Genomic DNA, 12030 nt, shown 5'->3' with positions numbered 1-12030 from the left:
TAGAAAGGTTTTTAGTCGTCATTGAGAGTTTTCAAAAAGGCAACAAGATCATCTTCTTCCTTATTAGTAAGTAGAAGATTACCAAGTTCAGTCTTATTGACGTTCTTGGTCACTTCTGGTTTGGGCCAGCAGTTGTTAGATAAAGCATCTTCTACACGGGTAAAAGGATCTGCACAGAGAGGTTTGATATCTCGTGTATTGTAAAAATGCACCACTTGCTTCAGAGTTTTGAAGTAGCCGTTGTGCATATATGCCTTGACAAAATTAGGATTGGGTCGCTTGTCCACATTGCGTAGAGTGGGAACTTTTTGTTTGCCTTTGTTCGACTCAGCAAAGGCTTGATAATTAGGTTTTGAGGCTAAGAAGCCGCCTAATCCCAAATCAACCCACTCCTTGCCCAAAGAGTTAAATGGCGAAGTGTACCAAGGATTATCAGGGTTTTTAGGTACACCAATGTTTTCGTAAGTAAAGTCAGTAAATACAGGTGGTTCGCCATTGGCTCCCCGGTCTAAGATGTGGCACTGGCTACATCGCGCTTTACCTTGGAATAGGTTAAGACCTTTTTTTTCTTCAGGCGTGAAGTCTACTTTCCTTGCTATGTACTTATCATACTTAGATGTGAAAGCGTTCGATTGGGCAGATCCTTCAAAAGCAGCTATAGAAAGTGCTATCTTGCCGTAAACTTGATTTACTTTGCCTCTATCTGTAGAAGACAACCGGACATTTACACCTTCTTGTTTACAGATTTTTCTGACATTGGCAGGCCAGTCAATATTACACGCATCATATCCCCAAATATCAGTAAAAGCCACAGGATAGGATGCGGTTGTGCAAACCTTGTAAACGACGCAAGCACTATCTGGAAGAGCTTGTTCCACTGGGTTCAAGAAAGGGCCTTGTGCTTGGTCAGCAGCCGGATGTCCCAATTTTTCACCTGTAGCGCGACCATCCCAAAAATTACCGCCAGAAAATACTCGCTTCCCATTTTTTTCTGAAAAGTGCAAAATCGGACTGAGGGTTGCATAAGCTGAACTAGGTGGCTTGCGATTTCCAAAGCGGCCTTGAATAGAACCTTCGTAAACTGATCCCAACCGATTAATATCTTGGTTTGGCCCTGTCCAGCCTACTTTAGGATCGTGGCATACTGCACACGCTTGGGGTTGCTTGATGGAGAGTTGTTGATCAAAGAATATAGATTTGCCTAACTGTTCTTTGGGAGTCAAATTTTGTCTGTTGAAAAAGGGATGGGCCATAACATTCCCCATCCAGCTGCTCAAAAGTACAACTATGCAAACGAAAGTTGCGTACAACCAAGTTTTTTTTCTACCCATTATTTTTCTCCTTATTCTGATATCTCAAAACAGGCAATTTATGGTGTGGGAATGCTATATAGGATTCATATTTGATTTCTGAAAAAAAGCTGCTAAAAATCCTGATATACAATGACTAAAGCAATTGCCAATTTATAGTTCTCTGCTTTTCATAATTAAAGGCAAGAAGTCTCATTAATTATTAATTAATGGCTTCTTTATCCTATTGGTTCAGTAAAATTAGTGGTCGATAGGGTAGATTAGCTCCAATCTAAAATTCAATAGTGTTACTAAGCCATCTTTGACCATCACTTTGACCAAAGGAACAAAATCTGCGATCGCTGCTTCACGGTCTATAATGGTCACGACAATTGGCAAATCTGAAGATAATTCCCACAGTTGTGTGAATTGTACTGTGTTTTCCATATCCAGCGATCGCTCTTGTTGCCGTCGCGCCATTGGTCAAAACTTAAGCTTGAGAGGCGGTTGTCAAGGGGATTTTATAAGGTGATTGAAAGAAAAATTTCTTAGAGAAGATGATTACTTGATTGCCTAACGCAGAGGTAATAATTATCCAAGTAAATAGATCACGTTGTAGGGGTGTACAACTGTCATACGTATCAACTTAACCTTAAATCGGCGGTTAAAAAGAAATCGCGTCTACACACCCAAACCCCGCCTACGCGGGTTTCAAAAAGCGTATTTTAGCCCACGAACTTGTAGCTCTTGTTTGTGTAGCCGCGAATTCTATTCATGCTGGCTCACTAACCTACACCAGTTTTAGGGGTTGGGATTGGGGCTAAAGAGAAATGCAGTACCAATAACTACACTATTTCCCTGAAGTTTAAAGCTTACTGCGTCATTTGCGCCAATTGGTGATGATAATGTTGGTTGAAATGTGGTGCTTGAAGAATTATATAAAATATATTCTCCAACTCCAACATAATTACCCGTTTCATTAGGTTGTAAGATTTGGAGTTGTGGATTTACAGATGCTCCAAAAGTATAAAACCTTTTCGTAATTCCCGAATCATTCCTAACCGTAAAACCTCCAACAATTTCCGAGCATTCATCAGAGCTTAATTCAGAAAATAAACTTTCATCAAGGCTATCCAATTTACCAGAAAAAGAATATTTTTCTGGTTGAAATTTTTTGTTTAGCATAACGAGGTTCCAAAATGCTACATACCATCTTCATTGTGTTGCAATACAATAATTTTGTCCATCATCATTAATACTATTTAAATGACTTTGTAAAAAGAATAATTGAGTCTGCTGGAAGCCGCACTTAGACAGGCAAAATCAGCCTCCAGAATCTTAAAATCGGGTTTTATAGATTTCCCCTAACCCTTTGTTTGATGGGTAGAATCGGAATAAAAATCCCCCTTAAATAGAGAAATTTAGTGGGGAATATAACCTTTGATAAGTAAGTAGGTGGGAAAAAAACTATGTTAATAAAAATCAATAAAGCTGAAACCCTCTTCCCTCATGCTTTTTGCGAACTACAAATATTTACACCGTTCTATTTACTGACAAGATAAATTTTTAAACATCCTCTAAAGCAAAGGCTAAGATAACAATTCTTTGAATAACTTGAGAAACATTAACAAGTGACTGTTAACAATAAAATTTAATACATTCTTAAATTTAAAAATTATAGATAATTTCTGAGAAAACACTTATTAAACAAGCTGCTGAATATCTTGAATAGTAAACATCTAACGCCACATTTTAGCTAAAACTATACCTAACTGCACACCAATAATTCCTAGTAAGGCACTACCAAGCCAATAACTAACTGCTAATAAAAACGCCCGACTACGGAATAAATTAATAGTATCTAAACCGTAAGTCGAAAAAGTTGTGTAAGCCCCTAAAAATCCTGTGGCTACCATTAAGCGGATTTCTGGAGAGATAATTGCCATTTTCTCTACAGCTAAAGTAGTGAAAAAACCCATAGCTAAACAACCACTGATATTAATAAAAAATGTACCGTAGGGAAAATTAATCCCAAAGCGGTTAGCGAACCATAATGTAATATAGTAACGGCTTAAAGCTCCGGCGATCGCACCTAAACTAATGGCGAGTGGATAACGTAAATTTGGGTCTTTTAACATATAGGAAGCTGGTTTGATTACTGAACATACTTGTGTAGAAAGGCAATAGGCAATAGGCGATAGGCAACAGCAAAAAAGGCAGGTAAAGTGTACTGATTTTTTTAAAATCAAATCTTATTGCTGTATAAGTTTTTTCAATAGTAATTGTTGATCTAAAACAAAATAAGTCATTATTTACTAACTTAAGTGTGAAAACCGTACTGAATTTTAGCGCAATTTCTACCTGATGAATATGTGTTTGGGTGGATAAAATTTAAGTGTGGCTTAAGTAATGCTGTTATTTAGCAAAGCTAAACAACATCAATACAGCATTATTAGGAGAGCAAAAATATGGGAAATCAATTTAAAACACTTGCCTTGCTTGCTGCACTTAGCGGCTTATTGATTGCTATTAGTTATTGGGTAATTGGTGGTACTGGTGGTTTGATTATAGGAATTGGTTTAGCAGCAGCTACAAACTTATTTTCCTGGTATCAATCAGATAAAATTGCACTGGCAGTATACCGCGCCCAACCTGTGAGTGCAGCACAAGCACCAGGACTTTATCAGATTGTGGAGAAATTAGCCGCACGCGCTAACATCCCCATGCCAGGAGTTTACATCGTTCCAAGTCAAACGGCTAATGCTTTTGCTACAGGACGCGATCCCGAACACGCGGCTGTGGCTGTTACTGAAGGTATTTTGCATCTCCTCCCAGAAGATGAACTTGAAGGCGTAATTGCCCACGAACTGACTCACATTATTAATCGTGACACCTTAACTCAAGCGGTAGCTGCTACCATTGCTGGTGCTATCTCCTTCTTGGCACAAATGGTAAGTTATGGTTTGTGGTTTGGTGGTGGTTCACGCGATGATGATAGAGGTGGTAATCCTTTAGGACTGTTGTTAACTGTATTGTTAGCACCATTAGCAGCAACAGTAATTCAGTTAGGTATCTCTCGCACACGTGAATTCTCTGCTGATGCTGGTTCTGCAAGATTAACTGGTAATCCCCGCGCCTTAGCCCGCGCCCTACAAAGATTAGAAGCGACAGCACGGCAATTACCTTTAGATGCCAACCCATCTTTTGAACCGTTATTAATTATTAATCCTATCTCTGGAAAGTTTTTGGGGAACTTGTTTTCTAGTCACCCTGACACAGAAGCGAGAGTAGAACAATTGCTGAAGCTAGAAAGGCAACTGTCAACAACATATTAATTGTTCAGAGTCAAAAGTCTAGAGTGAAGTCGCTGATTTTGGCTTTAGCTGCACTTTGCAAGCTAAAACCGCCTGGGAAGCCTTTAACGCTCCTCGTACTCACTAATTAAATAAAAGTCTTGTGTGGTGGGCTGGAAAGCCTGCCCATTTTTTTATCCAAACCCAAAAACTGAATTGTCATATCATGTCCGGCTGATTCAGTTATGATTCAATACAGTTCAGTTAAGGCTAACAACCTAGACTAGTGTAGGTTGGGTGGAGGAACGGAACCCAACATTCACACATACTTTGTTGGGTTGCGCTATCGCTACACCCAACCTACTATTCTCTGAATTGTTATATTATGTCCGGCTGATTCAGTTATGATTCGGTACATCTGTGCAGAAGATTTAATAAAACTCTTTTCTCCCCCTGCCCCCCTGCGGCCCTTAATAACAAGTCTTTCAACAAATACGATATTATGCCTCTACAGGAGCAGCACCAAAACGATAGCCTTTACCGTACACTGTATGAATCAAGGTAGTTTCTTTACCTACCTCAATTTTTCGACGCAATAAGCGAATTAATGCTGCTATCACATTGCTACTGGGTTGTTCCTCATCTTGCCACAGATGTTCCATAATTTGAGCGTGAGTTAATAGCTGTCCAGTATGTTCCATAAAGTATTGCAGCAGTTGGCTTTCTTTTTGCGATAGCTCAATCACGCGTCCTTGACGGTAAGCAACTTGATTGTCACAATCAAGTTCTAAGTCAGCAACAACTAACCTTACGGTAGTAGTTTCAGGGGTTTGCGAACCGGAACGACGCAATAAAGCGCGAACTCTAGCTAGTAACTCTCGCAATTCAAACGGTTTGACTAAATAATCATCTGCACCTGCGTCTAAACCTTCCACGCGATCGTCTAAAGTATCTTTGGCAGTCAGAAACAACACTGGCGTAGTTTTACCTTGTTGGCGTAATTCTTGGCAAATCTCTAGACCCGTTTTTCCTGGTAGCATCCAATCTAAAATTAATAAGTCATAACTACTAGCTGTAGCTAGTTCACTACCATTTGTCCCATCATAAACCGCATCGACGGTATAACCTTCACGCGTTAACACCCGACTCAAGGGATCGGTTAATTCAGCTTCATCATCAACTAATAAAATTCTCATGCTGCTTGAGGTAAGCAATAGCCTTCTTGCAGAAGTGGGAAAAGGGTAAGGGGAAAAGGGGAAAGAGGAAGAAGAAACCGTTGTTTTTTAAACTTTTCCCAAGGCAAAGCCTTTATCCTTTCCCCTGGGCGAAGCACTTAACCTTTTCCCTTTCCCCTCTCTTGCAAAACTAGTTTTGCAAGAGGTCTAATCGAGCTATTCTCAATAATAAATGAACTGCTAACACGCTAAGGATATCAAGAAAGAGAATGTTGACTGTTGCACTACCGAAAGGGGAACTCCTGAAAAATAGCATCCGCCTGCTACAATCTATAGGCTTGGATTTTAGTGCATTTTTAGATTCTGGAAATCGCCAACTTCAGATTCTTGATGCTAGCGGACAAGCAAAGGGATTGTTGGTACGAGGACAAGATGTGCCTGTCTATGTAGAATACGGTCAGGCACAGTTGGGGATAATTGGTTACGATGTGTTACGGGAGAAACAGCCACAAGTTGCCCAACTGATGGACTTGCAGTTTGGTTACTGTCGAATGTCAGTAGCAGTTAAAGAATTAAGTCCTTACAAGTCACCTTTAGATTTACCGCCTCACAGTCGAGTTGCTTCTAAGTATGTTAATTGCGCTCGTGAATATTTCCATAGTCTAGATTTACCTGTGGAAATAGTACCGCTTTATGGGTCAGTGGAACTGGGGCCAATTACAGGAATGTCAGAAGCAATTGTAGATTTGGTTTCTACAGGACGGACTTTGCGTGAAAATGGCTTAGTTGAAATTGAAACTTTATATCACAGCACAGCACGGTTAATTGCTCATCCTTTAAGTTATCGTCTGAATTCAGGGAATTTGAACCAGTTGATTGCCAAGTTGCGGGAGAAAGCTTTGGTAACAGTTTAACGTTGTGGGGAATCATCAGCTTGCCATGATTCCCGTATAAATGGTCTAAATCTTTGATGCTGCGATCGCTATTATTTAAAATATTTTTAGTCTTTTTCAAGAGAATCTGACTTGAGCTTAGGTTACATCCTGCTCAAGATAGATAATCTTGTCTAGACTAGAAGTATACCAAAAGTTAGGGCGATCGCTATTTAGGTTTTTCACTTCCAGAATCGAAAAGCTCCTATGTACATTTAGACTCAGGTACATCATTCAGTAAAGTGAAAAAAGATTCAACAAAATATTAAATAGCCAAGACTCTTTATAAATTATTTTTTTCAGTTTTTCAAAAAAATTTATGCCAGCAGAATCGAATAATTATGAACAGGCGAGGCTAGCAGCTCTACGCCGATATCAAATTTTAGACACTCAACCAGAGCAAGCTTACGACAATCTTGCTCAATTAGCGGCATTTATATGTGGTACTTCTATAGCTTTGGTGAATTTCATTGATGAAAACCGTCAGTGGTTCAAAGCCAAACTAGGTATAGATGTGCCAGAAATGCCTCGTAGTGTTGGGTTATCTTATCTTTGCTTAGAACGCAAGGATATTGTGGTGATCAAGGATGCACTAGAACACGAAGAATATGCCACAAATCCAGTAGTCAAAGGCTATCCTTATGTGCGTTTTTATGCAGGTGTGCCGCTAATTTCTCCAGATGGTCAGATATTAGGCACACTCTGTGCAATTGACCCATCACCACGAGAACTCAATCAACAGCAAATAGAAGCACTGCTGGCTTTGGCTCGTCAGGTAATTAGCCAGTTGGAATTGCGGCGGAATTTAGCCGAGAAACAGCGAACTGAGGCTTTCTTGCGGGAGAGTGACCAAAGACTGAGGCTGGCATTACAAGCTGCTAAACTGGGTTCTTGGCAACTCGACATCAAAACAAAAGAATTGTCTTCATCTAGTCAGTGCCATATCAATTTTGGTCTGTTGCCAGAAACGGAGTTTACCTATAGTAAGTTGTTGGAATGCATTCATCCTGACGATCGCTCTTATGTTCTAGAGTGTGTCAGACAAGCCATAGAAAATCGTGGCGATTATGAAGCAGAATATCGCTGTATTTGGACTGATGGCAGTATTCATTGGATATTAGCACGTGGTGTTGTTATCTGTGATGCAGATAATCAGCCAGTGCGGATGAGCGGTGTGACACTGGATGTAACTGAACGCAGGCAAGCAGAAGAAGAATTAAAACGGCAGAACTTGCGATCGCAATTATTTGCCGAAATCACCTTAAAAATTCGAGAATCCTTACAATTAGAAGACATTCTCCAAACTACAGTTCAAGAAGTCCAAAAACTCTTGCACGCTGACCGAGTTCTCATTTTTCGACTTTGTCCTGATGGTTCAGGCACAGTAGTCAAAGAAGCCGTCCTACCAGGTTGGCCTGTAGTTTTAGGACAAAACATTCTTGATCCTTGCTTTCAACAAGACTACGTAGAGAAATATCGTCAAGGACGCATCAGTGCAATTTTCGACATTGAAAAAGCTGACATTCAAGAATGCCATCGAGAATTCTTGCGACAGTTTGGTGTCAAGGCTAACCTCGTAGTCCCAATTCTGATTCGAGAAGGAATTTGGGGTTTATTAGTTGCCCATCAGTGCGCTCACCCCCGCCACTGGAAGAACTTTGAAACTGAACTATTGCTACAGATAGCCAACCAAATTGGCATAGCTTTATCTCAGGCGCAACTTTTAGAAAAAGCGAACCACCATGCTCAAGAATTAGCACGTTCTAATTCAGAATTAGAACAGTTTGCCTATGTTGCTTCCCATGATTTGCAAGAGCCGTTGCGGATGGTGACAAGTTATTTACAGCTACTAGAGCGGAAATATAACAGCCAACTAGATGCAACTGCGGATCAATTTATTAACTATGCGGTAGATGGGGCGCGACGGATGCAAAACCTCATCAACGATTTGTTGAATTATTCACGGGTAACTACACGCGGACAACCTTTTGTTCAAGTTGATTGTGCAGAGATTTTACAGCAGGCGATCGCTAACCTAAAATTTGCGATAGAAGATAGTGGTGCAACCATTACTTATGATCCTCTACCTGTAATCAAAGCCGATCCTATACAACTAACACAAGTATTTCAAAACCTCATTGGTAACGCCATCAAATTCCGTGGAGAACTACCGCCACAGATTCATATTGGCGCAGTCAGGAGAGATGAGGAGCAGAGGAGCAGGGGAGCGGGGGAGCAGGGGAGCGGGGGAGCAGGGGAGCAGGGGAGCAGGGGAGCAGAGGAGCAGGGGAGCAGAGGAGCAGAGGAGTATCTTAACCCCCACACCCCACACCCTACACCCCACACCCCCCAGTTCCCACACCCTACTCCCAACGAATGGTTGTTCTGGGTAAGTGATAATGGAATTGGTTTAGAAGCACAGTATGCTGAACGTGTTTTTGTAATCTTTCAGCGATTGCATGGTAGAAGTAAGTATCCAGGTACTGGTATTGGTTTAGCAATTTGTAAGAAAATTATTGAACGCCACAGTGGACGTATCTGGGTTGAGTCAAAACCGGGTCAAGGCTCAATCTTCTACTTCACCATTCCAGAACAGGTTAACAATCGTGAATAATACGTCAAGAATTATGCCAATTGAGGTTTTGTTAGTAGAAGATAATCCTGGTGATGCTGAACTCACACGCATCGCTCTACAAGATAGCAAAATCTCAATTAACTTGAATATTGTAGAAGATGGTGTAGAGGCAATGGCATTTTTACGCAAACAAGATAACTATGCCAAAAAACCTCATCCTGATATTGTATTGTTAGATTTAAACTTACCCAGAAAGGATGGACGGGAGGTATTAGCAGAAATTAAATCTGACGAGAAACTCAAGCGAATTCCTGTGGTTGTCCTCACAACTTCCCAATCAGAAGAAGATATTCTCAAAGCCTATAACTTGGCAGCTAATTGTTATATCACCAAACCAGTTGATTTTGATCAGTTCGTTAAAATTGTACAATCTATAGAAAATTTCTGGTTTGCGATCGTAAAACTGCCACCGGAGTAATCGACATGGCAGGAAAATTAATTAAAGTCCTCTTAGTAGAAGATAACCCTGGGGATGTCTTTCTCTTACAGGAGTTATTAAAGGAAGTCAACACCACGAAGGTAGAGTTGCGTCCCGTTGAGCGACTGTCAGAAGCACTCAATTTGTTAGCACATGATAGTTTTGATGTGATGTTGTTAGACCTTTCTCTACCTGATAGCCAAGGTATTAGCACCTTCCTTAGTGCTAACCGCCAAGCCAAAGCTACTCCGATTATTGTGTTAACAGGTTTGGATGATGAAACTTTAGCATTACGCGCCATGCAAGAAGGAGCGCAAGATTACTTGGTCAAGGGACAAGTAACTGGTGACTTACTAGTGCGTTCTATGCGCTATGCTATTGAGCGTCAACGCATCGAAGATGCACTACGCCAGAGTGAAGAGCGATTTCGAGTAGCACTCAAAAATTCCCCGATTTTTGTTTTTAATCAAGATAAAGAGTTACGTTACACCTGGGTTTATAACTCGATTTCTGGATGGACAACTGAAGAAATGTTGGGTAAACATGACTCAGAACTCATTCCAGGAGAAGATGCCCAAAATCTTAGCAACATTAAAAATAGTGTGCTGGCTACGGGTATAGGTACAAGAGCAGAAATATCATTAAATACGCCTCAAGGCATTCGATATTATGATTTGACTGTCGAGCCATTACGCAATGAGGCGCAAGATATTGTGGGCATAACTTGCGCCAGCATCGACATTAGTGAACGCCAACAAGCTGAAGAAAAAATCCGCGAACAAGCAGCATTATTAGACATTGCCACTGATGCTATTTGTGTGCGTGATTTAGAAAATAAAATTCTTTTTTGGAATAAAGGTGCAGAAAAACTTTATGGCTGGCAAACGCAAGAGGCTTGGGGCAAAGATGCTAGTAAATTGTTGTTTGATGAATCTTGCCCAGAATTTGAAGCAGCTTGGTTAAATGTCATCAGGAAAGGTCAATGGCAAGGTGAGTTAACGAAACGGACAAAAACTGGTAAAGAAGTATTAGTTGCTAGTCGCTGGAGTTTAGTATGTGATTCTCAAGGAAGACCACAATCAATCCTGACAGTTGATACAGATATTACCGAGAAAAAACGCTTAGAAGCGCAACTATTTCGCGCCCAACGCCTAGAAAGCATCGGGACTTTAGCCAGTGGTATCGCCCACGACCTCAACAATATCCTCACGCCGATTTTAGCGGGGGCGCAACTATTACCACTAAAATTCCCAGATGCTGATGAGCGAACACTGCATCTGTTAGAAATTTTAGAAATTAATGCTAGACGAGGAGCAGACTTAGTTAAACAGGTATTATCGTTTGCACGGGGTGTTGAAGGTCAGCGAATCAATTTGCAACCTAAACATTTAATTGTGGAAGTTGCCAAAATTTTAAAAGAGACACTCCCAAAATCTATTGAGGTTCGCATGGACTTACCCCATGAATTGTGGATAGTCTCTGGAGATAGTACCCAACTCCACCAAGTTCTGATGAACCTCTGCGTCAACGCCCGTGATGCTATGCCCAATGGCGGTAGTTTAACTATTATTGCTGAGAATTTATTAATTGATGAAAACTATGCCCGAATGAATTTGGATGCTAAAGTAGGCCCCTACATCGTGATTAGTGTCTGCGATACAGGTATTGGCATTCCAGAGGAAATTTTAGATAGAATTTTTGAGCCATTCTTCACTACTAAAGCAGTAGGGCAAGGTACAGGGTTAGGACTTTCTACTGTTCTGGGAATTATTAAAAGTCACGGTGGCTTTGTGAGTGTAGAAAGCCAAGTAGGAAATGGTACCTGCTTTAGGGTTTACTTGCCAGCTGTTGGGGAAACCGAAACCTTTAGCCAAGAAGAAACTAGACCCCAAACAGGACATGGTGAGTTAATTCTGGTAGTTGATGACGAAGTACCGATTCAGGAAATTACGAAAACATCACTAGAAACCTATCACTATAAAACTTTGATCGCGAGTGATGGCATTGAGGCGATCGCACAATATGCCAAACACGCAAATAAAATTAGTGTGGTGCTAATGGATATTATGCTGCCTTCGTTGGATGGCATAACTGCTATCTACACCTTACAAAAAATCAATCCCCAAGTCAAAATTATCGCTACCAGTGGACTTTTGTCTAAAGCTAAGTTAGGTGAAATTATGAAAACTGGTGTCAAGAAATTTTTGTCCAAGCCCTACACTATCAATGAATTATTGCTCAGTTTGCAGGAGATTCTCAACGAAGTTGGTCAATAGTCAATGGTCATT

Annotated in this window: 10 protein-coding genes; 5 read left to right on the top strand and 5 right to left on the bottom strand. The window is 40.6% G+C overall.

The window, feature by feature from the left end:
- Positions 1-11 precede the first annotated feature (11 nt).
- The 4 genes from H6G76_RS14305 to crcB all read right to left on the bottom strand — a co-directional run bounded on the left by H6G76_RS14305 (position 12) and on the right by crcB (position 3427).
- Positions 12-1331 (bottom strand): cytochrome-c peroxidase, encoded by a 1320-nt coding sequence (locus H6G76_RS14305; RefSeq protein ID WP_199337377.1) that lies wholly within the window; start codon positions 1329-1331, stop codon positions 12-14.
- Between the two features lie 219 nt (positions 1332-1550).
- Positions 1551-1769, bottom strand: a complete 219-nt coding sequence (locus tag H6G76_RS14300; protein WP_242056392.1) for a DUF190 domain-containing protein — start codon at positions 1767-1769, stop codon at positions 1551-1553.
- Positions 1770-2090: 321 nt separating this feature from the next.
- A complete protein-coding gene (locus tag H6G76_RS14295) occupies positions 2091-2474 on the bottom strand; it encodes a hypothetical protein (protein ID WP_190701442.1) in 384 nt (127 codons plus the stop codon).
- Between the two features lie 554 nt (positions 2475-3028).
- Positions 3029-3427 carry a fluoride efflux transporter CrcB gene (gene crcB, locus H6G76_RS14290; RefSeq protein WP_190701440.1) on the bottom strand — a complete coding sequence of 133 codons (399 nt, stop codon included), beginning with the start codon at positions 3425-3427 and terminating at the stop codon, positions 3029-3031.
- Between the two features lie 330 nt (positions 3428-3757).
- Between crcB and H6G76_RS14285 the strand changes: the two genes are divergently transcribed.
- Positions 3758-4624 (top strand): M48 family metalloprotease, encoded by an 867-nt coding sequence (locus tag H6G76_RS14285; protein WP_190701437.1) that lies wholly within the window; start codon positions 3758-3760, stop codon positions 4622-4624.
- A gap of 458 nt (positions 4625-5082) precedes the next feature.
- On the opposite strand, the gene rppA is transcribed toward H6G76_RS14285, so the two are convergent.
- Positions 5083-5778 (bottom strand): two-component system response regulator RppA, encoded by a 696-nt coding sequence (gene rppA, locus H6G76_RS14280; RefSeq protein ID WP_190701434.1) that lies wholly within the window; start codon positions 5776-5778, stop codon positions 5083-5085.
- A gap of 248 nt (positions 5779-6026) precedes the next feature.
- On the opposite strand from rppA, the gene hisG reads away from it, so the two are divergent.
- From hisG to H6G76_RS14260, 4 genes are all read left to right on the top strand, one after another.
- A complete protein-coding gene (gene hisG, locus H6G76_RS14275) occupies positions 6027-6671 on the top strand; it encodes an ATP phosphoribosyltransferase (RefSeq protein WP_190701431.1) in 645 nt (214 codons plus the stop codon).
- A gap of 337 nt (positions 6672-7008) precedes the next feature.
- Complete coding sequence (locus tag H6G76_RS14270) at positions 7009-9303, top strand: GAF domain-containing protein (protein WP_190701428.1); 2295 nt, start codon at positions 7009-7011, stop codon at positions 9301-9303.
- A 13-nt stretch (positions 9304-9316) separates the two neighbouring features.
- Positions 9317-9742 (top strand): response regulator, encoded by a 426-nt coding sequence (locus H6G76_RS14265; RefSeq protein ID WP_190701574.1) that lies wholly within the window; start codon positions 9317-9319, stop codon positions 9740-9742.
- A gap of 5 nt (positions 9743-9747) precedes the next feature.
- Entirely contained in the window at positions 9748-12018 is a 2271-nt protein-coding gene (locus H6G76_RS14260) for a response regulator (protein ID WP_190701424.1), read from the top strand.
- Positions 12019-12030 lie beyond the last annotated feature (12 nt).

It is taken from the genome of Nostoc sp. FACHB-152 (assembly GCF_014697475.1).
In the GTDB taxonomy this organism is placed as follows: domain Bacteria; phylum Cyanobacteriota; class Cyanobacteriia; order Cyanobacteriales; family Nostocaceae; genus Nostoc_B.
This window is presented reverse-complemented; position numbering and strand designations above follow the sequence as displayed.

Coding starts and splice junctions, on each gene's coding strand:
- H6G76_RS14270 (WP_190701428.1), top strand. CDS start 7,009: ATGCCAGCAGAATCGAATAATTATGAACAGGCGAGGCTAGCAGCTCTA.
- H6G76_RS14285 (WP_190701437.1), top strand. CDS start 3,758: ATGGGAAATCAATTTAAAACACTTGCCTTGCTTGCTGCACTTAGCGGC.
- crcB (WP_190701440.1), bottom strand. CDS start 3,427: ATGTTAAAAGACCCAAATTTACGTTATCCACTCGCCATTAGTTTAGGT.
- H6G76_RS14295 (WP_190701442.1), bottom strand. CDS start 2,474: ATGCTAAACAAAAAATTTCAACCAGAAAAATATTCTTTTTCTGGTAAA.
- rppA (WP_190701434.1), bottom strand. CDS start 5,778: ATGAGAATTTTATTAGTTGATGATGAAGCTGAATTAACCGATCCCTTG.
- H6G76_RS14265 (WP_190701574.1), top strand. CDS start 9,317: ATGCCAATTGAGGTTTTGTTAGTAGAAGATAATCCTGGTGATGCTGAA.
- hisG (WP_190701431.1), top strand. CDS start 6,027: ATGTTGACTGTTGCACTACCGAAAGGGGAACTCCTGAAAAATAGCATC.
- H6G76_RS14305 (WP_199337377.1), bottom strand. CDS start 1,331: ATGGGTAGAAAAAAAACTTGGTTGTACGCAACTTTCGTTTGCATAGTT.
- H6G76_RS14300 (WP_242056392.1), bottom strand. CDS start 1,769: ATGGCGCGACGGCAACAAGAGCGATCGCTGGATATGGAAAACACAGTA.
- H6G76_RS14260 (WP_190701424.1), top strand. CDS start 9,748: ATGGCAGGAAAATTAATTAAAGTCCTCTTAGTAGAAGATAACCCTGGG.